This window comes from Agarivorans sp. 2_MG-2023 (genome assembly GCF_030548085.1).
Lineage (GTDB): Bacteria > Pseudomonadota > Gammaproteobacteria > Enterobacterales > Celerinatantimonadaceae > Agarivorans.
The window spans coordinates 86,534-109,288 of record NZ_JAUORQ010000011.1 but is presented as its reverse complement, the minus strand read 5'-3'; the positions used below and the strand labels follow the sequence as shown (position 1 = coordinate 109,288).

Below are 22,755 nucleotides of genomic sequence, written 5' to 3'. Positions count from 1 at the left end.
ACAAACAATAAAGGCAGCCAAGGCTGCCTTTATAACTTTAGTTTTTAAAACTATCTGAGTCTATTTTTTCTTTTTCTTAGCTTTGGCATTTGGAAGGTCGGTAATGCTGCCTTCGAAAATTTCTGCCGCTAAACCTACAGACTCATGCAAGGTTGGGTGAGCATGAATAGTTAATGCAATATCTTCGGCATCACAACCCATCTCAATGGCTAGGCCAATTTCACCAAGCAATTCACCGCCATTAGTACCCACAACTGCGCCACCAATTACACGACCAGATTCTTTATCAAAAATCATCTTAGTCATGCCGTCTGGGCAATCTGATGCGATAGCGCGACCAGAAGCAGCCCAAGGGAATACCGATGCTTCGTAGTTAATACCCTGTGCTTTAGCTTCTTTCTCGGTTAAGCCAACCCATGCCATCTCGGGCTCGGTATAAGCAATAGAAGGAATCACTTTAGGATCAAAGAAGTGCTTCTTGCCAGAGATAACTTCGGCAGCAACATGGCCTTCGTGCACACCTTTATGGGCCAACATAGGTTGACCAACAATGTCACCAATAGCATGAATGTGCGGTACGTTTGTACGAAGCTGCTTATCAACTTCAATGAAACCACGTTCGGTTACTTCGATGCCTGCTTTTTCAGCTTCTAAGCCCAAGCCATTTGGTACACGGCCTACAGCTACTAGTACTGCGTCGTAACGTACTGGTTCATGTGGCGCTTGCTTACCTTCGTAAGTCACGTATAAACCATCAGTTTTAGACTCTACGGCTATCACTTTGGTTTCTAACATGATGTTGAACTTGTCTTTCACCTTCTTGGTGTAAGCACGCACAACGTCTTTATCTGCAGCAGGTACTAGCTGGTCGGCAAATTCAACTACATCAATTTCACTGCCTAATGCGCCGTATACTGTACCCATTTCTAGGCCAATAATACCGCCGCCTAATACCAACAATTTGCCTGGAACTTCTTTTAGTTCTAGTGCATCTGTTGAATCCCAAACACGTGGATCATTGTGTGGGATAAATGGCAATTTTACTGGGCGAGAGCCCGCAGCAATAATCGCGTTATCGAAGTTGATAGTTGTAACGCCTTCGTCACCTTCAACTTGCAATGAGTTAGCGCCAGTAAACTTACCTAGGCCCTGAACTACTTTAACTTTACGCATTTTAGCCATACCGTCGAGGCCGCCAGTCAGTTGACTGATGACTTTTTCTTTCCAGGTACGGATTTTATTAATGTCGGTTTGTGGCTCACCAAATACAATGCCGTGCTCAGCCAGTGATTTTGCTTCTTCAATCACTTTAGCTACGTGCAATAGCGCTTTTGATGGGATACAGCCCACATTCAAACATACTCCGCCGAGGGTGGCGTAGCGTTCTACAATTACTGTTTCCAAACCTAAATCGGCAGCACGGAAGGCAGCAGAATAACCTGCAGGGCCTGCACCCAGTACTACCACCTGGGTCTTGATTTCCTTACTCATTGATGACCTCTTGGTATTGTTATGTTGTAAAGCTGCTGTAGGGTAAATCTGTTAACCATGCAGCTAAACTGAGTTTACGGTTAATCGGTATAAAAAAGAAGAGCCGGGTGATAAACACCCAGCTCTTATTACTAAAGTACTAGTCGGCGAATATCACCTAACAAGCCACTTAAGGTGGAGATGAATCTTGCTCCATCAGCACCATCAATCACTCGATGGTCATAAGACAATGCCAGCGGTAGCATTAACTTCGGAACAAAGTCTTTACCATTCCACTTAGGTTTCATCTCACTGCGTGATACACCTAAAATGGCCACTTCAGGCGCATTTACAATAGGCGTAAACTGCGTACCACCAATGCCACCAAGGCTAGAGATAGTGAAACAGCCACCTTGCATGTCTGAGGCAGTTAGTTTACCTGCTCGTGCTTTCTTCGAAATTTCTACTAACTCTTCTGAAAGCTGGTAAACACCTTTCTTATTCACATCACGTACTACCGGTACAACCAAGCCGTTTGGCGTGTCTACCGCAATACCAATGTGAATGTATTTCTTCATGATAAGGCTATTGCCATCATCAGAAAGCGCCGAGTTAAACTTAGGCATAGCTTCTAGGGTTTTAGCTGCTGCTTTTAGCATAAATACCAGCGGCGTAATCTTAAAGCCAAGCTGTTGCTTCTCAGCAATCACATTCTGCTCTTTACGGAAGGCTTCCATTTCTGAAATGTCAGCTTCGTCAAACTGAGTAACGTGTGGGATCTTCACCCAGTTACGGTGTAAAGCAGGGCCAGAGATTTTCTGAATACGTGATAACGGAACTTCTTCCACTTCACCAAATTTAGAGTAATCAATACTCGGCCAAGCTGCTACAGCCATACCCGCGCCACCAGCAGAAGCACCAGACTCAAGTACTTTAACTGCTTGTTTAACGTAAGCTTGTACGTCTTCTTTAACGATACGGCCCTTACGACCAGACGCTTTAACCTTGGCTAAATCAACCCCGAATTCACGAGCTAAACGACGAATAACCGGTGAAGCATGTACGTAGGCACTGTTTTCAACAAACTCACCCGCTTTTGCTGGCACACTCGCAGGCTTACTAGCTGACGCAGGAGCCGCTGCAGGTTTAGCTACTTCGGCTGGTGCCGCCGCTGGTGCGCTAGCAACAGGCGCTGCAGATGTAACTTCAAACACCATAATCAGCGAGCCAGTTTTTACTTTATCGCCAGTCGCAACCTTAAGCTCTTTAACCACACCAGCAAACGGTGCAGGTACTTCCATAGCGGCTTTGTCACCTTCTACAGAAATCAGAGTTTGTTCAAGCTCAACAGTGTCGCCAACCGATACTGTTACTTCGGTTACTTCAACTTCGTCGTCACCAATATCAGGGATTAGAACTTGCTGCTCTTGCTTAGCTGCTGGAGCGGCAGGTGCGGCCTCAGCAACAGGAGCTGAAGCAGGCGCGGAACCAGCTACTTCAAATTCCATAATAAGAGAACCGGTAGTCACTTTATCGCCTACCGTTACGCTAATCGCTTTTACCGTGCCAGCAAATGGTGCAGGTACTTCCATAGCGGCTTTATCGCCTTCTACAGAAATAAGCGTTTGCTCAGCGTCAATAACGTCACCCACACTCACTGCGATTTCAGTAATTTCTACTTCATCATCGCCAATATCTGGTACGTGCACTAACTCTACCGAGCTAGCGGCAGGCGCTGCTGATGCAACCGGTGCTTCTGCTGCTGGCGTTGCAGCTGCAGCACCTTCGGCTTCAAAGATCATAATCAGTGCGTTTGTCGCAACACTGTCACCCACCGCTACTTTAATTTCTTTTACAACACCCGCTTGAGATGCTGGTACTTCCATAGCGGCTTTGTCGCCTTCTACCGAAATAAGCGATTGCTCTAACTCTACGCTGTCGCCCACATTGACAAGAATTTCGGTAACTTCTACTTCATCATCGCCAATATCTGGTACAAAAATTTCAATACTCATATCACTCGCCCTTACGCGTAGAGAGGGTTAACTTTGTCAGTGTCGATGCCATATTTTTCAATCGCTTCTACCACTAACTTCTTATCAATAGTTCCAGCTTTAGCTAACTCAGCTAACGAAGCTACAACAATGTAATCGGCATTCACTTCAAAGTGACGACGTAAATTTTCTCGGCTATCACTGCGACCAAATCCATCGGTACCTAATACTTTGTAACTACCAGGAATGTAAGCACGTACTTGCTCGGCGTATTGCTTCATGTAATCGGTAGCGGCAATGGTCGGTAAATCACTTAAAGCTTCAGTAATAAACGGTACTTGCTCTTCCGCTTCTGGCTTAAGCATGTTCAAACGCTCAACAGCTTGGCCTTCGCGGGTCAGTTCGTTAAACGAGGTAACACTGAATACTTCAGAGGCTACGTCATATTCTTCACTCAACACTTTAGCGGCCTTAAGTACTTGCTGCATGATAGTGCCAGAGCCCAATAACTGAACCTGCGCCTTGCTGCCTTTATTACTCTCAAACTTGTAGATACCTTTGCGGATACCGTCAGCTGCGCCTTCTGGCATAGCTGGTTGATGATAGTTTTCATTCATCAAGGTCAAGTAGTAGTAAACATTCTCTTGCTCACCGTACATACGGCGCAAACCATCTTGCAGAATTACGGCGACTTCAAAGGCAAAGCTTGGGTCGTAAGAAATACAGTTTGGAATGGTGTTAGCTAAAATTAAGCTGTGACCATCTTCGTGCTGCAAGCCCTCACCATTTAGCGTGGTTCTACCGGCAGTTGCGCCTAATAAGAAACCGCGCGCTTGTTGGTCGCCCGCCATCCAACACATATCACCTACGCGTTGGAAACCAAACATAGAGTAATAGATGTAGAACGGAATCATTGGTACATCGTTGGTGCTGTATGACGTAGCAGCAGCAACCCACGAGCTCATGGCACCTAATTCGTTAATCCCTTCTTGCAATACTTGACCGCTTGTATCTTCTTTATAGTAAGACACTTGCTCTCTGTCTTGCGGGGTATAAACCTGACCGCCTGGGTTGTAAATACCCACTTGGCGGAACAAACCTTCCATACCAAAGGTACGTGCTTCATCGGCAATAATCGGCACGATGTTTTTACCAATGCCTTTGTTCTTAAGCATGACATTTAATGCTCGAACGTAAGCCATGGTGGTAGATATTTCGCGCTTTTGCTCACCTAATAAGGCATCAAACTCGCTCAACTCAGGGATCTCTAAGTCTTTAGTAAATTTAGGCAAACGTGTTGGCGTGTAACCTTTTAACTCTTTACGGCGAGCATGTAGGTAATCGTATTCTGCTGTACCAGGTTTAAGCTCAATGTAAGGCAGATTAGGTAAGTCAGCATCACTTACATCTACACCTAAACGGTCACGGAATTGCTGAACATAGTTCATGTCCATTTTCTTAACGCCGTGAGCAATGTTTTTACCTTGAGCTGCTTCGCCCATACCGTAACCTTTAACCGTTTTGGCTAAGATAACAGTAGGTACGCCGGCTGTTTTACGTGCTTTATCAAAGGCGGCGTAAAGTTTAACCGGATCGTGACCACCACGACGCAGAGCAAAAATTTCGTCGTCACTCATATCTTTAACTAATTCAGCGGTTTCGCTGTATTTACCAAAGAAGTGCTCACGCACATAAGCGCCATATTTTGCTTTAAAGGTTTGGTAATCGCCGTCAATGGTTTCGTTCATCAACTGCAACAACTTACCAGAACTGTCTTTCGCTAGCAGGCTGTCCCACTCACTACCCCAAACCACTTTAATCACATTCCAGCCAGCACCTTTAAATAGGCCTTCTAGCTCTTGAATGATTTTGCCGTTACCCATTACTGGGCCGTCTAAGCGCTGTAAGTTACAGTTAATAAGGAAACATAAGTTATCTAACTTTTCACGAGCAGCGAAAGAAATTGCACCACGTGATTCTGGCTCGTCCATCTCGCCATCACCCAAGAACGCGTAAACACGTTGCTGAGTACAGTCTTTTAAGCCACGACCGGTAAGATACTTAAGGAAACGGGCTTGATAAATAGCAGAGATAGGGCCAAGACCCATAGACACAGTAGGAAACTGCCAGAACTCAGGCATTAACTTAGGGTGCGGGTAAGAGCTTAAACCGTTACCGCCTACTTCTTGGCGGAAGTTATCTAGTTGCTCAGTCGTTAAACGCCCTTCAACAAATGCGCGTGCGTAAATACCCGGAGAGATGTGCCCTTGGTAATAAACCAAATCACCGCCATCTTGCTCATTGCGCGCACGGAAGAAGTGGTTAAAACACACTTCATAAAATGCAGCAGAAGACTGATAAGACGCCATGTGACCGCCTAGGTCGAGGTCCTTTTTAGAGGCACGCAATACAATCATAATTGCATTCCAGCGAATAATAGAACGAATACGACGCTCTATTGCACTGTCGCCAGGGTATTCAGGCTCATCTGACACTGCGATAGTATTGATGTAATCGCTAGTGATAGACCCGCCAGGGCCGGCTAATCCATCAATCTTAGCGTTAGCAATGACCTGCTCTAACAAGAACTGTGCACGTTCAACGCCTTCCTCACGGATCACAGATTCAATGGCGTCGATCCACTCACTGGTTTCTAGCGAGTCAACATCATGCTTCAGTACCTCTGACATGGCTGTTTCCTTATCAGTTATTAATAGTTTTCCAAACCCTAACTTTAAGGTTTAGGTTACACTTTCAATTGTTTTAAACGACGATTAGACCGCTCTACACGGCTATCTTCTCGCTCAATCAGCAATAGCGTTTCTTCAATAAACGCCAAATGTTTGTGTGAAGCTTCTCTCGCATCATCTGGCTTACCATCTAATATGGCCTGCAGCATTAACGACCGATGATGGCGAATTTTTTCGGCAACATCTGGGCGTGTATACAAGAGTTGAAAATTGTCCATAATGTTTTTTTCCAACAATGGACTTAAGCCTCTAATTAAATGAAACAACACCAAGTTATGTGACGCCTCGGTAATCGCTTCATAAAAATTTAAAACTGCTTTTGCTTCGTCTTGAGTATTTCCATCATGCTGAGCTAACTCTATGCGCTCGTGACAAGCCTGAATTTTATCTAAATCCGCTTCTGTCCCTCTTAGGGCGGCATAATAAGCAGAAATCCCCTCAACAGCGTGACGAAACTCCAACAAGTCTAGTTGGCTTTCATCATGATTGGACAATAAATCAAACAAGGGATCGGTAAGCGCTTCGCGCAACTTTTGCTGTACGTAAGTACCGCCACCTTGTCGCCTTACCACCAAGCCTTTCGCTTCCAATTTTTGAATCGCTTCACGCAGTGATGGACGTGAAACATCGAACTGAATAGCCAACTCGCGTTCGGCAGGCAAACGCTCACCTGGCGGTAAACTCCCTTCTACAATCATTCGCTCTAATTGCTTAGCAATTACGTCGGCGAGTTTAGGTGGTTTAATTCGTTGGTAGCTCATCGATTCCTATCAATCTGAATATTGGTAATACCAATTTACACGCAGCAAATTAACAAATCAGAAACACCCTGTCCAGAAAAATTGACCCACATCAATTTAGCCAACACCTATTGCCAGATATGTAAAGCCTATTGTCCTACAAATATAATTGGTCAGACCTCTTTTTGTGCACAAGATCGTCCGAATGTAACAAAGGGGAAGGAGTTAACAATGAAATGTGAAAATTAGTCGAGTTTGCTACAACCCGACTGACAGGGCTAAATTAACCAACCAGCGATAGTTAGCATGGCAATAATCGCAATCGCAAACATAATTCCGCGCTTAGCTAAACTAACGAAACGGCAGGTAGTCGCCACACACAACATCTCGTGTTCAGACTCGTCGCCTGAAAGCTCTGCAGCTACCGCCACCTTGGCCAGCCAATAGCCGTTGCTATGGGTAGTATCTTTTAAAGCTTGTAACCAAATGGGTAAAGCTGCTGAGGTATTGCCTACCGCCAGATAACATAAACTCGCTAAACGGCTTGGCAACCAATCAATATAGTGCATGAAATTATTTACCGTAGGCGCAAGCGCTTGTACCTCGGTGCTTTTATGTAAATACAAGCCGCGGCTGCAACCATAAAACACAGCGCCAGCTGGCCCCGCTAATACATAGAAAAAGATCACCGCAAAATAGTAACGATAGTTAAGCCACATGAGCTGGGTGCCAGTAGAGAGAGCAATAGACTCCTTTTCATCAGTTTGATGCAGCGGGTGAATTTGGTTCAATAGCTGTTGGTTAAACTCATTACAGGCTTGCTCATTACCACTAGCGGCAGCCCTAAGGTAATCACGATAACCTTGCTGCAATGGCGGGCAACCTAAGGTAAGCAGTGGAATAAAAATCCATAAAGCTAAACTGGGTAAACCAAACAGCCAACCAGCTAAGCTAACTTGCAAGTAAGCAAGCAGCAGCGTAGGCAATACCACCGCCATAACAATCTGCCATGTTGCAGATAAACTGTCGAAACGCTGCAACCACCAATGAAATACATGCTGCCACCACCAACTGGCACCAATTCGGCGAGCACGTTCTAAACTCAAGGCTAACAAAAGTGAAATTAAAGACATGTTGCTGAATTTACTCCATAAACGTCAGCTTGATAATAAATATTAAGTTAATTACTTAGCGATATCTAGCGACTTTATAATGCGTCTAGGTATTGGCACCAATCAAACTCCGAACCAGGATCGGTTTTCCTCCCTGGAGCAATATCACTATGTGCTACAATGCGCTGCTTGGTAATGGCTGGGTAGTTACTTTGCAGTAACTTAGTGACCTCTATTAAGCATTGATATTGCTCTGAAGTATAGCGGCTTGTATCGGTGCCTTCTAGCTCAATGCCAATGGAGTAATCATTGCAGTTTTCATGATTATCGAAAGAAGATACACCAGCATGCCAAGCCCGCTTATCAAAAGGTACGTATTGAGTTACCCGTCCCGCTCTATCAATTAACAAGTGGGCTGAAACTTCTAGACCTTGAAGATCATGAAAGCTTGGTTCTGCGGAACAATCAAGGCAACCACTAAACAAGTCATCAATATACTGATTACCAAATTTCCCCTCTGGTAAACTTATACAGTGAATAACTAATAAACTCACTTCGCCCATAGGCCGCAAATTATAGAATGCACTGGGTATTTGCCTAGCTGAAACCAGTTGATGTTGTGCGTTGATTCTCAAGCCTAAATCTCCGTATAAGCAATACCAAATGTAGCCTCTCATAATAAAGACTAGATTAGCCCATGCAAGCGTGAAGCTTCTGCGTTAAAATACGCCAATATTATGATGATAATTCACTTATCTACTTCACATCTACTAACCACCAGAGAAACGATGCATGAACGCTGAACAATTGCGTGCCAACATAAGCGCCGCTTTAGTTGAAGATTTAGGAACACTCGACGCAAACTTAGACATTACCGCCGCCCTTATTCCAGAGCAACAAGTAAGCAAAGCAAAAATCATTAGCCGTGAATCCGCCACCTTTGCGGGCAAAGCATTCGCCGATGAAGTGTTTCGTCAGCTTGGTGATGAAGTAGACATTGAGTGGTTAGTGGCCGATGGCGATAAAGTAGTTGAAGACCAAGCACTTTGTTTTTTAACTGGCCCAGCAAGAATCCTGCTCACTGGCGAGCGCTCTGCGCTTAACTTTATTCAAACCCTATCCGGCATTGCCACTCAAGTTGCCGAATACATGGACTTGCTAGAAGGCACTAACTGCAAGCTACTCGATACCCGTAAAACTCTCCCTGGATTACGTTATGCCTCTAAATACGCAGTAACTTGTGGTGCAGGAACCAATCATCGTTTTGGCTTGCACGACGCATTCTTAATTAAAGAAAACCACATCATGGCCTGTGGTGGCATTAAACAAGCTATCGAAAAAGCCCGCCTTTTATCTCCAGGTAAAAAGGTAGAAGTAGAAGTAGAGAATCTCAATGAGCTTGAGCAAGCATTAGATGCCAATTGTGATGTGGTAATGCTAGACAATTTCTCAGTGGCCTTAATGAAACAAGCGGTGGAATTAAACCAAGGCCGAGCAAAATTGGAGGCTTCAGGAAACATGACTATAACAACGATTCGTCAGTATGCCGAAACTGGCGTGGACTTCATTTCTGTGGGTGCTTTAACTAAACATGTCAAGGCCTTAGACCTAAGTATGCGATTTGTCGCCTAATAAATGTTAATGCGAACATCCTTGTGTACACCTAGATGTACACAAGGGATTTAATAAGTGTTGCTAAGATCACGATATCATTGCCTTTTTTCAATAAAAGCTATACTTTTTTAAGTCGTATGCTTTAATGTGAAACTCATTTATAGCATCGTGGTATCAGGGACGTAGAAACAACTCAATTGTTTCACCACAACTCTGAACAAAAACAACGGTAAATGAATAACTTCAAAAAACTTGTGTAAAGGAAAGACGCAATGAAAACCATCCAAAACCTTCAAACCAAAGTTGCTAACAAGCAATCAGGTTTTACTCTTATTGAATTAATGATCGTAGTAGCGATTGTAGCTATTTTGGCTGCAGTGGCATTACCGGCATACCAAACTTATACTGACCGTGCTAAATTCTCTGAGGTTATTGCTGCTGCAGGCCCAGCAAAAACAGCCTATGAAGTATGTTGGCAGAGCGATCCTGGTGCAAGTGGTGCGCAAACAACTTGTTCAACAGCATCAGATAACGCTGGGGCGAAATCATCTGGCGGCCCAGAAGTCAAATCAGTTGATGTTACTAGTGGTGTAATTACAGCTTCAGCGCAAAACATCCAAGATTCGGGTAATGCTGATGTAACATATACCCTAACTGCTTCTGCATCTACGACAACGGGTCAAGTTGTTTGGACTCGCGGTGGTACATGTCGCACTGAAGGGCTTTGTTAATAGCTAATGTCAGTCGAGATTAAACTTAACGGCCTAGCTTCTAGCTTGGCCGTTTCTTTTCCAGAAAAAGAAACTCAACTTGTGGAGTTGTTCAAACGCTGCATTCAAGAACAGCGCGCCTTTACAACAGTCCTTGTAGAAAACGAACTAATTTCCAGTAAAGATCTTGCCGATTTCTGTGAAGCGCAGTTTGGCATTCCCTTACTCGATCTCGATGCCATTGAACTAACCGAAATACCGCAAGACTACCTTAACGAAAAGCTCATTTTTAAACACCACGTACTGCCAGTTTATAGCCAAAACCAAACTCTTTATGTAGCAATGGCGGATCCAAGTAACGTTGTTGCTTTGGAAGATTTTGGTTTTAGCTTTGGACTACATGTCGAAGCACTTTTGGTTGAAGAAACTAAGCTCCTCAAAGCAATTCAATCTTTAGTCGACGATACTGCCAACCTAGACATTGGTGACATCTCTGATGAAGACATCAGCGATTTAGAGGTGAGTGACGAAAACTCTCGACTTGACGAAAAACAGAATAATAAAGAAGACGACGCACCGATTGTTGTTTACATCAATAAAATATTAATGGACTCCATTCGACGTGGCGCCTCAGATTTACATTTTGAACCCTATGAACATAAGTATCGTATTCGTTTTCGTATTGATGGTATCTTACATGAAATAGCCAGCCCGCCTATTAACCTTGCTAATCGCTTTTCTGCTCGGCTTAAAGTAATGGCGCGTATGGACATTGCAGAGCGCCGCCTGCCGCAAGATGGGCGAATTAAGCTGAAAACTGGCCGTAACAAAGCCATTGATATGCGGGTTAACTCACTGCCCACCATGTGGGGAGAAAAAATTGTAATTCGTATATTAGATTCCTCAGCAGCCAATCTAAATATCGATATTCTCGGTTATGATGACAAGCAAAAGAAACTATACCTAGACGCTTTAGCGCGACCACAAGGTATGATCTTGGTAACCGGCCCCACCGGTTCTGGTAAAACAGTATCTTTGTACACTGGCTTAAACATTCTAAACACTACCGAAACAAATATTTCTACAGCGGAAGACCCTGTGGAAATCAACTTGCCAGGTGTAAATCAAGTATTGATTAACAATAAAGCGGGAATGACCTTTGCAAGCGCCTTACGTGCATTTTTACGTCAAGATCCCGATATTGTGATGGTGGGGGAGATTCGAGATTTAGAAACTGCTGAAATTTCGATTAAGGCAGCACAAACTGGTCACTTAGTTTTATCTACTTTACATACCAATTCAGCGGCAGAGACTTTAACTCGACTGTTAAACATGGGTGTCCCCGCCTTTAACATTGCTTCTTCCGTTAGTTTAATAATTGCCCAGCGACTAGCCCGTAAATTATGTGAACATTGTAAAAAACCGAAAATGGTTGAAGCCATATTGCTACCCAAAATGGGCTTCACTCAAACACAAATCGACTCTGGTATTAAGCTATTTGAGCCCGTTGGCTGTGACAAATGCACGGGCGGATACAAGGGACGAGTAGGCATTTATGAGGTCATGCCTATGAGTACCGAAATTTCCAAGTTGATTATGTTAGAAGGTAACTCTATTCAAATCGCAGAGCAAGCGGCCATTGAGGGCATGTATTCACTACGTATGTCTGCCTTAGAAAAAGCCCGCTTAGGCGTAACTAGTCTTTCTGAGGTAGAGCGGGTCACAAATGTGTAAACCCACCCACTACGTAGCGTAATTATCTGATAAATTAAATAATTAGCTTCATACCAAATTAAGTATCAACAATTAGCAAGGATGTTATGGCTACCGCAACCAGCACAAAACGAAAAGTCGCCGTCAAAAAAATCAACGCTTATAATTGGAGCGGGGTAAACCGTAAAGGCGATAAGGTTAGCGGAGAATACCAAGCTGAAACCATTAGTCAGGTTAAGGCAGAACTACGTAGACAAGGCATTACCGTAACAAAAACTAAAAAGAAAACAGAAAGTTTTCTTTCTAAGCTCGGTAATAAAATTAATGCCATGGACATTGCCGTTATGTCGCGGCAAATAGCAACCATGCTGCAAGCTGGCGTGCCATTGGTCCAAAGTTTTAACATAATTTCGAAAAGTGTAGAAAAACCAGCAATGCGTGAGCTCATCTCTGAGATCGCTGCTGAAGTGGAGTCAGGTACCGCGCTATCAGAAACCTTGCGTAAACATCCGCTCTACTTCGATGCCTTATATTGTGACTTAATCGAAGCTGGCGAGCAAAGTGGTGCTTTAGAGACGATTTATGACCGCGTAGCGATTTATAAAGAAAAAGCAGAAGCGCTTAAATCAAAAATTAAAAAAGCCATGTTTTACCCCGTCTCAGTTATTATCGTTGCCATTATCGTTACTACTATCCTTTTACTGTTTGTAATTCCACAATTCGAAGAAATCTTTGCAGGTTTTGGAGCAGAGCTTCCAGCATTTACCCAGTTTGTTATTGCTATATCTCGTTTTGTACAGGACTATTGGCCAGTCATTTTTGGTTCCTTGTTTGCTTTAGCTTATGGCTATGTACAGTCCTTTAGGCGATCCCAAGCAGTTAAAGACGCCACTGACCGGTTCGTTCTTAAAATTCCGGTCATTAACCCTATTTTACATAAAGCAGCTATGGCCCGTTTTGCTCGTACCTTATCAACTACCTTTGCTGCAGGTATCCCATTAATTGATGCGCTTCGCTCGGCTTCAGGGGCTTCAGGCAACGTTGTATACCGCAATGCCATTGACGCAATTAGAATTGAGGTTACAGGTGGTATGCAAATGAATATCGCCATGCGAACCGTTAATATATTTCCAGATATGGTGACGCAAATGGTGATGATTGGCGAAGAGTCTGGCTCCTTAGATAGCATGCTAGAAAAAGTAGCCAATATTTACGAGCAACAAGTAGATGACGCTGTTGATGGCCTCACAAGCCTGATCGAACCACTTATTATGGCTGTGCTTGGCGTATTGGTTGGTGGTATGGTAATCGCCATGTATCTACCAATCTTTAAATTAGGCTCAGTTGTCAGTTAAGCATGCAAACCTTTATTGAACTCTACCCAGCCACTGCGCTGGGTTTCTGCTTATTAATAGCCCTATGTATTGGGTCTTTTTTGAACGTGGTGATTCACCGTTTACCTATAATGTTGCAGCGAGAGTGGAAAACAGAATGTCGCTCTTTTTTGGCTGATGAACTAAAAGATAACACCAAATCAGAAGCCGACACTTACAACTTAATGATTCCCCGGTCAGCCTGCCCAAACTGCAATAGCCTAATTACTGCTTGGCAAAATATCCCAGTAGTCAGTTGGTTAATGCTACGAGGAAAGTGTGCTACCTGTAAGGCACCAATCAGTGCTCGTTACCCTCTAGTAGAGCTAGCTTCAGGCTTGTTAACTCTGGCGTGTTGGTGGCAATTTGGTCTTAGTTTACCGTTTGTTTTTGCGAGTCTGTTTTGCATCATTTTGCTCTGCCTCACCATGATCGATTTAGATACCATGTATTTGCCAGATCAAATCACTCTACCGACCTTATGGTTAGGTTTGCTCATCAACTTGGATACGGGCTTTGTTAGTTTGAACGATGCAGTGCTTGGTGCGGCTATCGGTTATGGCTTTTTATGGAGTTTATTTTGGGTATTTAAACTACTCACAGGTAAAGAAGGTATGGGTTACGGTGATTTCAAACTGCTAGCAATGATAGGCGCTTGGTTTGGCTGGCAAGCTCTGCCCCTAACCATCCTGTTATCTTCGTTTTCGGGAGCGGCGATCGGTATTGGGCTAATTGTGTTTCGCAAACACCAACAAAGCAAACCTATTCCATTTGGTCCTTATCTCGTTTTAGGGGCGCTTTGCTATTTACTCTTTGGTGACACTATTCATAATTGGTACTTTTCTTACCTTGGAATTGCCTAATGATTGTTGGCCTAACGGGAGGCATTGCCAGTGGTAAGAGTCAGGTATCCCGTTGGTTTGAAGAGCTTGGAATAACGGTTGTAGACGCAGATATTGTTGCTAGAGAAGTGGTGAATATAGGCCAGCCTGCTCTAGCCCAAATCGAAGAGTATTTTGGGCAAACTATTTTGCTTGAAAATGGCCAGCTAAATCGCGCTAAATTACGCCAAGAAATTTTTGCTGATGAAGATAAAAAAAACTGGCTGAATCAACTGATGCACCCACTCATTCGCGAAACAATGCTCACCCAGCTAAATCAAGCTCAAGGGGCTTACAAAATCTTAGTTGCCCCGCTGCTTTTAGAAAACCAACTCCACAAGCTAGTAGACCGAGTGCTCGTTGTAGATGCATCAACAAATGTGCAAATAGAACGCACCATGGCTAGAGATAATGTAAGTGCTAACCAAGCGCAACAAATTATCGATGCCCAAATGAAACGCGAAGCAAAACTCGCCGCTGCCGATGACATCATTGAAAACGATGCCGATCTTCCGACCCTACAGCTAAAAGTTAAAGCATTACACCAGTTTTACCTTGATCTCAGTAAAAGCCATGACAGTTAATCCTCCAATGGTTACACTAGCGCAGATAAGCCACCCAAAGCTGTAAAACTGAGTTCTCATGGCCGCATTGATTTTTGAACACCCTTTAAACGAAAAAGTAAGAAACTACTTACGCTTAGAGCAATTGTTTGAGCAACTAATGCTGTCCAAAGCACTGCAGCACCCATTGCAACAGCAGCAGTTTTTTCGAGTGCTGTTTGAAGTGGCTGAAGTATTAGAACGCTGTGAATGGCGCGCCGACTTACTTAAAGATTTAGCTAAACAGGCTGAAAAGCTCGACCAATGGGCATCAATGCCAAATGTTGATACCAGTAAAATTGAAGAGCTCTTGTTACAAGTTAAAACCTTTATCGCAGCCATAGCTAAGCATACTCGTGTATCTGACCACCTTAAAAATGATCGGCTACTTGCGAGTATTCGACAGCGACTTTGTTTGCCAGGCGGAAACAGTAGCTTCGACTTGCCCTATTTGCATTTGTGGTTAAATCAGCCACAAGCGTTAATAAACTCTCAAGTCCAGCAATGGTTAAGCCCATTTCAATTAGTGGCTGAAGCCATCAAACACTTATTAAATCTACTCAGAGAACAGCACAGTGATGCTGAAGTAATCGCCCATAAGGGCTTTTATCAAGGGGTTGCAGCCGAATGCGGCCTGTTGCGTATTGAGTTAGATACCGAGTTTCAATGTTATCCAACCGTTAGCGGGCATAAACACCGCTTTGCGATAAAATTTGTTAGTGCGGTGAATGCTGAAGTAGCCGATATTCCCTGCCGCCTTTATTGTTGTAAGATTGCTTAATGAAAAAACCTAATGCTCCAGTAGTAAAATGCCCTACCTGTGATTCTACCGTTATTTGGCAAGCCAGCAGTGAATACAGACCTTTTTGCAGTGAACGCTGTAAGCTTATTGATTTAGGCGAATGGGCCAATGAAGAGAAGTTTATCGCCGGACAAGACCTACAAGAAGACGAAGATAAACCCGATAGCTGGGAATTTTAATCCGCACTAAAGCCAGATTTAAGAATTTCTTCTAGAATTACCTCATTGGCTTCTGGAAAATTTAAGTCAACCAGTTCATTTCTGTTTACCCAACGAATTTCTTGTTGTTCGGCGCCTTGTGGCTCACCTGAGTAGCGAGTTAGCGTATAAACATGTAAACATACCTTTTTATCGCCATAGTCGTGCTCAACGCGAATAAGAGGCTTACAGCTATCTTTATCTACAACGATTAACAGTTCTTCCTCCAACTCTCTAGATAACGCATCTACAACAAGCTCTCCATCTTCAATTTTGCCACCTGGAAACTCCCACTTTCCACCTTGATGCTGTGCTTGGTTACGTAAACTAAGTAAGATTCTCTCACCATCAACAATCACGCCCACAGCTACATTTACAATTTTCATTATCTTTCCTTACTCATAAAAAAAGAGAGCCTGAGCTCTCTTTTCAATAGACTTTGTAACCTTAAGAAAGCTTACCGTGACATTGTTTGTATTTCTTACCAGAACCACATGGGCAAGGGTCATTACGACCCACTTTTTGTCCATCGCGAACGACCGTATGCCCGGGCTCAGCTGATTCCTCAGTTTGGCCCTGCGATTGTTGCTGGCGCAATTTCATTGCTCGCTCTTCAGCTTCACGACGTTTGGCTTCCATCGCTTCAACTTCTTCAGGAGCTTGAACTTGAACACGACTCAAGATACTTACTACATCCAATTTCAGCGCTTCGAGCATTTGCATGAATAACTCGTAAGACTCACGCTTATACTCTTGCTTAGGATTTTTCTGAGCATAACCACGTAAGTGAATACCTTGGCGAAGATGATCCATTGCTGCTAAGTGCTCTTTCCATAACTGGTCAAGCGTTTGCAACATTACAGATTTTTCAAATTGCTTAATAGGATCGGCACCTACTGTGTCAATTTTAACCTGGTAATCAGCTATAGCGGCTTCTAGGATTTTTTCACGAAGTTTTTCTTCATGTAATTTATCGTCTTCATCAAGCCATTTTTGAATCGATAAATCTAAACCAAAGTCGCTTTTTAAGCGCTGTTCAAGTTCGCTAACTTGCCACATTTCTTCTAGCGATTGCTGGGGGATATATTCATCTATGACACTTGAATACACGTCCTCACGAATGGCTTCAATGGTTTCGGTGATGCTATCACTGTCCATCAAGTCATTACGCTGTTCGTAAACGACCTTACGCTGATCGTTGGCTACGTCATCAAACTCAAGTAGAGATTTACGCACATCAAAGTTACGCCCTTCTACTTTACGCTGAGCATTCTCAATAGCGCGAGTCACCCAAGGGTGCTCAATCGCTTCACCTTGCTCCATGCCTAGTTTTTTCATCATACCGGTTACCCGATCTGAGGCAAAAATACGCATTAAGCTGTCTTCCATTGATAGGTAGAAACGGGTAGAACCGGGGTCACCTTGACGGCCAGAACGACCACGTAGCTGATTATCAATACGACGAGATTCATGTCGCTCAGTGCCAATAATATGTAATCCGCCAGCAGCTAGCACTGCATCATGGCGTAATTGCCATTGTTGTTTTACTTCAGCAATTTTCTGTTCAGTCGCGTCTTCGCCTAACGCGCTGATCTCTACCTGTAAGTTACCACCCAATACGATATCGGTACCACGTCCGGCCATGTTGGTAGCAATAGTCACAGCACCTGCAGTACCTGCTTCAGCAACAATGTCTGCTTCTTTCTCATGGAATTTAGCGTTTAGAACATTGTGCTTAACTTTTTCTTTCTTAAGAATACTAGAAAGCAGCTCCGAGTTTTCAATAGAAACCGTACCCACAAGAACGGGTCGCTCGGCTTTCACACATTCGCGAATATCGTCAATAATCGCTTGGTATTTTTCTTCTGCAGTCAGATAAACCAAATCCCCTTGGTCATCACGAACCATTGGTTTATTGGTGGGCACTACAACAGTGTCTAAGCCATAAATTGATTGGAATTCAAATGCTTCGGTATCAGCAGTACCCGTCATGCCAGACAACTTCTCGTATAAACGGAAGTAGTTTTGGAAGGTAATTGACGCCAGCGTTTGGTTTTCGTTCTGAATAGCTACGCCTTCTTTAGCTTCTACAGCTTGGTGTAAACCTTCAGACCAGCGGCGACCAGGCATTGTACGACCAGTGTGCTCATCTACAATCACGATTTCGTTAGTATCGCTAACGATGTAGTCAACGTTACGCTCAAACAAAGTGTGAGCACGCAAACCAGCATTAACGTGGTGAAGCATACTAATATTAGCGGCGTTATATAAAGAATCGCCTTGCTCCAACATGCCACGTTCTTGCAGTGTTTCTTCTACAAATATCTGACCATTTTCGGTTAGGTGAACCTGCTTGTTCTTCTCGTCGAGAGTATAGTGACCGTCGCCAATAAGCTCTTCGGTATCTTCCTCTGCTTGGCGAACCAATAATGGGATGATGTCATTAATCTTCTTATATGATTCTGAGCTATCTTCAGCCGGACCAGAAATAATTAATGGCGTACGTGCTTCATCGATTAAGATTGAATCCACTTCATCGATAACTGCGTAATTGAGTGGACGCTGAACGCGTTGCTCAGGCGCAAAAGCCATATTATCGCGCAGGTAGTCAAAACCAAATTCGTTGTTAGTTCCGTAGGTAATATCAGCTGCGTACGCCGCTTTTTTCGCTTCATGGTCCATACCAGAAACGTTCACAGCAACACTTAGGCCCAAGTATTCAAACAACGGGCGATTCCAATCAGCATCACGCTGAGCAAGATAATCGTTCACCGTAATAACGTGCACACCTTTGCCCGTTACGCCGTTTAAATAAGCCGGTAAGGTTGCGGTTAAGGTTTTACCTTCACCGGTACGCATTTCGGCAATTTTGTTGTCGTTAAGTACCATGCCGCCAATTAACTGCACATCAAAATGGCGCATTTCAAATACACGCTTAGAGGCTTCTCGCACAACCGCGAATGCTTCTGGCAAAATGGCCTCTAGAGTCTCGCCCTTTTCTAAGCGCTCTCTAAATTCGCCCGCCTTAGCTTGTATTTCTTCAGCAGACAGTTTCTCGTACTCGGGCTCTAAAGCGCTAATAGTGATAGCGACTTTACGCATCTTTTTGATGGTACGATCATTTCGAGTACCAACGATTTTTGTTACTAATTTACTAATCATGAAACACTACTTTTGCTAAGACGAAATCCAATTTTCTAGGCACTGGCTTTGCGGTAAATAAACTTACTGGGATTTAGCGGACGACCGTTTTTCAGCACTTCAAAGTGCACGTGAGACCCAGTTGAGCGACCGGTACTGCCCATCAACGCAATCTCATCCCCTTTACTTACAACATCACCCTCTTTTACTAATACAGCTTTAGCATGCGCGTAACGTGTTACCATTCCGTTACCATGCTCAATTTCAACTAGGTTACCATAACCAAAGCGGCTTCCCGCCCAAACAACGACTCCAGCACCTACCGAGCGTATTTTGGTTCCTTCTTTACCCGCGATATCTACACCTTTATGGCGAGCCTTACGCTTAGTAAAAGGATCTACTCGAGAACCAAATGGCGAAGAAATCCAAATACCCGGTCCCTTTGCAGGCCAACCAGATATATAACTACTATTAACTAGATGGTGACTTTGTTGCCAAGATTCAAGCAGGTTCAGTGATTTTTTCTTTGCACCCACTTGAGCTTCTAGCTGGCCAAGGTCAAAAATGAGAGTATCACTGCGATGGACGGTACTATCTACATCTAACATTGGGCCGCCCATAGGCGGCGTATTGGTGAAATCAAACTCTGCAGCGAACTCTGTGTCTTCAATGAGCCGAGCACCTAAGGCATTTAGCCGCGTCATTTCCACCTGCATTTGGCCAATTTTTGCTGCCAACTGGCTATAACGATGCCGCAACTGTTGCTCGTATTGCTCGAGCTTCGGTTCTGCCTGCAAGCGGTCTAGTTGCCCCAGTAATATTGTTTGCTGTTTGGCGAGGTTTTGATATTGCTGTACGCCCCATAAGCTAATACTGCAGAGCAAAGCGACTAACAAGAATGCGAACCAGGCTAATCGCAAGGGATTAAAACGAACGGTTCTGGTCTCACCTTTATGGGCGTATACTAAACTTAATTTCATATATAAATGTTAACTTTAATGTCCAAACGTCAGCATCAGCCGATTTCGATAGAACGTATATTTCACCAGAAACAGTTCACGCAAATCGAGCAGCCTTTACAACAACGTGTGCAGCTACAGCAACTTGGCAGCGAAATTTTGGCGCGCTACAAACTACAGCAATGCCGTATCGTTAATATGCGTCAAGGAGTCGCTATTATCGAAGCACCCAGTTCAGCCTGGCTAACGCGTTTAAAACAGTTTCGTTTTGATTTACTCAGCGAGCTGCGCAAAGCCATACCAGGGGTTGTCAGTTTGGAACTAAAAATAAATCCCGAATTGAAAAGTATTAAACCAGAAGCTGAGGTAAAAAGCACTGGAAAACGCCAGCTAAGCGCCCAAGCAGCCAAACATATCACAGAATTGGCAAAACACGTACCCGATGAACTGAGGGAAAAGCTGGAAAAATTAGCGGCGCTGAGCGGAGAGAGTTAGCCAGCGCCGACCAAATTGGATTTTAGAAGCTGTATACCGGTTGTTGATATGCAGCTGGTGCTTCGGCTTTGTCTTCGAAAGTGACAATTTCCCAAGCATGTTGTTGCTCTAGCATTGCGCGAACTAAATTGTTGTTTAGCGCGTGACCTGATTTATGAGCACGTAAATGACCAAGGATAGGTAGTCCTGCCATATACAAATCGCCCACAGCATCAAGAAGCTTGTGCTTAACAAATTCGTCATCATAACGAAGGCCATCTTCGTTCAGAATTCGATATTCATCTAACACTACTGCGTTCTCTAAACTTCCGCCTAAGGCTAAGTTTTTAGACTGCAAGTACTCAATGTCACGCATAAAACCAAAGGTTCTCGCACGGCTAATATCTTTAACAAAACTATCTGCAGAAAAGTTCATTGAAATCGCTTGATTACGCCCTTCCATTGCTGGGTGGTCAAAATCAATTGAGAAATCAATTTTAAAGCCTTCATTACTTGGCAGTAATTCGGCCCACTTATCTTCATGCTCTACACGAATAGCTTGTTTAATTCGAATAAACTTTTTAGCTGAAGCTTGCTCTTCAATACCCGCTGATTGCAATAAGAATACAAACGGGCTTGAGCTGCCATCCATCACTGGAAGTTCAGGAGCATCAACATCAATAATTACATTATCCAAGCCTAACGCTGCAATTGCGGCCATTAAGTGCTCTACCGTAGATATACGGTTGCCTGCATCGTCAATAAGACAAGTACATAACATGGTATCGCGCACTAACTCTGCTTTTGCAGGGATCGTTACAACCGGATCGAGATCGGTACGATTAAACAGAATACCGGTATTCGCAGGCGCTGGACGTAAGACCATGGTGACCTTGTGCCCGGAATGCAAACCGATGCCTGTCGCTTGTACTGACTTTTCAAGAGTCCGTTGTTTAAGCATAAAAATTCCTCTGCTTTACGACCAATAAACTAGATGGTCGGACATCTTAACACAAGTTTGATATACATCACAAACTTTTGTCTAAAACTTCAGCAATCGCCAACAGATTAATCTGCTTGGCGACGCAAAAATGCTGGGATATCTAAATAATCACCATCACCACCGGCACTGCGTGGTTCTGCATTTACTACTGCTGCTGGTTCTTCAACCATAGGAGCGGTATCAACAGGCATAGTGCGGGCTACAGGCTCGGCATTTACTGCTTGCTGCGGCTTAACAATTGAGATGTCTGGGCGACGTTCAGCGCCAATACCGGTTGCGACGACAGTAACACGCAACTCATCGCTCATTTCAGGGTCAATAACTGCACCTACTACTACTGTAGCGTTCTCTGAAGCAAAACCTTTAACGGCATTACCCACGGTTTCGAATTCTTCGATGCTCATATCAAAGCCAGCGGTAATATTTACCAAAATACCGCGTGCACCCGCTAAATCAACGTCTTCAAGCAATGGGCTTGAAATAGCTAGTTCGGCAGCTTCCTCTGCACGATCTTCACCAGCAGCAATACCTGTACCCATCATTGCAGTGCCCATTTCGCGCATTACTGTGCGAACATCGGCGAAATCCACGTTAATTAAACCAGGGCGTGTGATTAGCTCAGCAATACCTTGTACTGCGCCGAGTAATACGTTGTTCGCGGCTTTAAAGGCATCTAACAATGAAACACCACGACCAAGAACTTTTAACAGCTTATCGTTAGGAATAGTGATTAACGAATCCACATTTTTGCTGAGTTGTTCAATACCTTGCTGAGCATAACTCGTGCGCTTCTTGCCTTCAAAGCCAAAAGGTTTAGTTACAACCGCTACCGTAAGAATACCGAGTTCTTTGGCAACTTCAGCAACAACGGGTGCAGCACCAGTACCTGTACCACCGCCCATACCAGCAGCAATAAATACCATATCGGCCCCTTGCAATTGGCTCATTAGCGCATCGCGATCTTCCATCGCAGCTTCACGCCCCACCTCTGGGTTAGCGCCAGCCCCTAATCCCTTGGTGATGGCCCCACCAATTTGTAGAGTATTGTCAGCACCAGAATTACGCAGTGCTTGCGCGTCTGTATTGATGGTGATGAACTCCACCCCTTCAATAGACTGTGCAACCATATGCTCAACAGCGTTACCGCCGCCGCCACCTACGCCTACAACTTTAATTACCGCTTCATCGGTATGACTATCCATAATCTCAAACATAGTTCT

Annotated in this window: 20 protein-coding genes; 9 read left to right on the top strand and 11 right to left on the bottom strand. The window is 44.0% G+C overall.

Translation table 11 applies throughout. From position 1 onward, the window contains the following. Nucleotides 1-60: 60 nt before the first annotated feature. The 6 genes from lpdA to ampD all read right to left on the bottom strand — a co-directional run bounded on the left by lpdA (nt 61) and on the right by ampD (nt 8,701). Complete coding sequence (lpdA, locus tag Q4549_RS16580) at nt 61-1,491, bottom strand: dihydrolipoyl dehydrogenase (RefSeq protein WP_137673704.1); 1,431 nt, start codon at nt 1,489-1,491, stop codon at nt 61-63. A 131-nt stretch (nt 1,492-1,622) separates the two neighbouring features. Beyond that, complete coding sequence (gene aceF, locus Q4549_RS16575) at nt 1,623-3,485, bottom strand: pyruvate dehydrogenase complex dihydrolipoyllysine-residue acetyltransferase (protein WP_303553465.1); 1,863 nt, start codon at nt 3,483-3,485, stop codon at nt 1,623-1,625. An 11-nt stretch (nt 3,486-3,496) separates the two neighbouring features. Continuing rightward, nucleotides 3,497-6,154, bottom strand: coding sequence for a pyruvate dehydrogenase (acetyl-transferring), homodimeric type (gene aceE, locus Q4549_RS16570; RefSeq protein WP_303553464.1), 2,658 nt, complete (start codon nt 6,152-6,154; stop codon nt 3,497-3,499). Nucleotides 6,155-6,210: 56 nt separating this feature from the next. Continuing rightward, nucleotides 6,211-6,975 (bottom strand): pyruvate dehydrogenase complex transcriptional repressor PdhR, encoded by a 765-nt coding sequence (gene pdhR, locus Q4549_RS16565; protein ID WP_303553463.1) that lies wholly within the window; start codon nt 6,973-6,975, stop codon nt 6,211-6,213. Nucleotides 6,976-7,232: 257 nt separating this feature from the next. Continuing rightward, nucleotides 7,233-8,087: a beta-lactamase regulator AmpE gene (gene ampE / locus Q4549_RS16560; RefSeq protein ID WP_303553462.1), complete on the bottom strand. Its 855-nt coding sequence runs from the start codon at nt 8,085-8,087 to the stop codon at nt 7,233-7,235. A 74-nt stretch (nt 8,088-8,161) separates the two neighbouring features. Further along, nucleotides 8,162-8,701 (bottom strand): 1,6-anhydro-N-acetylmuramyl-L-alanine amidase AmpD, encoded by a 540-nt coding sequence (gene ampD / locus Q4549_RS16555; protein WP_303553461.1) that lies wholly within the window; start codon nt 8,699-8,701, stop codon nt 8,162-8,164. A gap of 157 nt (nt 8,702-8,858) precedes the next feature. Here ampD and nadC point away from each other — a divergent pair, with 157 nt between their 5' ends. The 8 genes from nadC to yacG all read left to right on the top strand — a co-directional run bounded on the left by nadC (nt 8,859) and on the right by yacG (nt 15,940). Beyond that, a complete protein-coding gene (gene nadC / locus Q4549_RS16550) occupies nt 8,859-9,698 on the top strand; it encodes a carboxylating nicotinate-nucleotide diphosphorylase (protein ID WP_303553460.1) in 840 nt (279 codons plus the stop codon). Nucleotides 9,699-9,952: 254 nt separating this feature from the next. Next, the gene (locus Q4549_RS16545) at nt 9,953-10,411 is read left to right on the top strand and encodes a prepilin-type N-terminal cleavage/methylation domain-containing protein (protein ID WP_303553459.1); all 459 of its coding nucleotides are present in this window, start codon (nt 9,953-9,955) and stop codon (nt 10,409-10,411) included. A 6-nt stretch (nt 10,412-10,417) separates the two neighbouring features. Continuing rightward, the gene (gene pilB, locus Q4549_RS16540) at nt 10,418-12,124 is read left to right on the top strand and encodes a type IV-A pilus assembly ATPase PilB (protein WP_303553458.1); all 1,707 of its coding nucleotides are present in this window, start codon (nt 10,418-10,420) and stop codon (nt 12,122-12,124) included. An 86-nt stretch (nt 12,125-12,210) separates the two neighbouring features. Then, nucleotides 12,211-13,458: a type II secretion system F family protein gene (locus Q4549_RS16535; RefSeq protein ID WP_303553457.1), complete on the top strand. Its 1,248-nt coding sequence runs from the start codon at nt 12,211-12,213 to the stop codon at nt 13,456-13,458. Between the two features lie 2 nt (nt 13,459-13,460). Further along, complete coding sequence (locus Q4549_RS16530) at nt 13,461-14,339, top strand: A24 family peptidase (protein ID WP_303553456.1); 879 nt, start codon at nt 13,461-13,463, stop codon at nt 14,337-14,339. Beyond that, nucleotides 14,339-14,941: a dephospho-CoA kinase gene (gene coaE, locus Q4549_RS16525; protein ID WP_303553455.1), complete on the top strand. Its 603-nt coding sequence runs from the start codon at nt 14,339-14,341 to the stop codon at nt 14,939-14,941. Before Q4549_RS16530 ends, coaE begins: the two co-directional genes overlap by 1 nt. Before the next feature lie 58 nt (nt 14,942-14,999). Continuing rightward, complete coding sequence (gene zapD / locus Q4549_RS16520) at nt 15,000-15,740, top strand: cell division protein ZapD (protein ID WP_303553454.1); 741 nt, start codon at nt 15,000-15,002, stop codon at nt 15,738-15,740. Next, nucleotides 15,740-15,940, top strand: coding sequence for a DNA gyrase inhibitor YacG (yacG, locus tag Q4549_RS16515; RefSeq protein WP_303553453.1), 201 nt, complete (start codon nt 15,740-15,742; stop codon nt 15,938-15,940). Before zapD ends, yacG begins: the two co-directional genes overlap by 1 nt. On the opposite strand, the gene mutT is transcribed toward yacG, so the two are convergent. The 3 genes from mutT to Q4549_RS16500 all read right to left on the bottom strand — a co-directional run bounded on the left by mutT (nt 15,937) and on the right by Q4549_RS16500 (nt 20,079). After that, complete coding sequence (mutT, locus tag Q4549_RS16510; RefSeq protein WP_303513883.1) at nt 15,937-16,344, bottom strand: 8-oxo-dGTP diphosphatase MutT; 408 nt, start codon at nt 16,342-16,344, stop codon at nt 15,937-15,939. The two genes, yacG and mutT, sit on opposite strands and share 4 nt — an antisense overlap. A 61-nt stretch (nt 16,345-16,405) precedes the next feature. Continuing rightward, a complete protein-coding gene (secA, locus tag Q4549_RS16505) occupies nt 16,406-19,120 on the bottom strand; it encodes a preprotein translocase subunit SecA (protein WP_303553452.1) in 2,715 nt (904 codons plus the stop codon). A gap of 35 nt (nt 19,121-19,155) precedes the next feature. Continuing rightward, entirely contained in the window at nt 19,156-20,079 is a 924-nt protein-coding gene (locus tag Q4549_RS16500) for a peptidoglycan DD-metalloendopeptidase family protein (RefSeq protein ID WP_303553451.1), read from the bottom strand. Between the two features lie 18 nt (nt 20,080-20,097). Between Q4549_RS16500 and Q4549_RS16495 the strand changes: the two genes are divergently transcribed. Next, entirely contained in the window at nt 20,098-20,553 is a 456-nt protein-coding gene (locus Q4549_RS16495; RefSeq protein ID WP_137673687.1) for a DUF721 domain-containing protein, read from the top strand. A gap of 22 nt (nt 20,554-20,575) precedes the next feature. Here the strand turns inward: Q4549_RS16495 and lpxC are convergent, their stop codons facing one another. Next, a complete protein-coding gene (lpxC, locus tag Q4549_RS16490) occupies nt 20,576-21,493 on the bottom strand; it encodes a UDP-3-O-acyl-N-acetylglucosamine deacetylase (protein ID WP_137673686.1) in 918 nt (305 codons plus the stop codon). 107 nt (nt 21,494-21,600) lie between these two features. Further along, nucleotides 21,601-22,749, bottom strand: a complete 1,149-nt coding sequence (gene ftsZ, locus Q4549_RS16485) for a cell division protein FtsZ (protein ID WP_137673685.1) — start codon at nt 22,747-22,749, stop codon at nt 21,601-21,603. Nucleotides 22,750-22,755 lie beyond the last annotated feature (6 nt).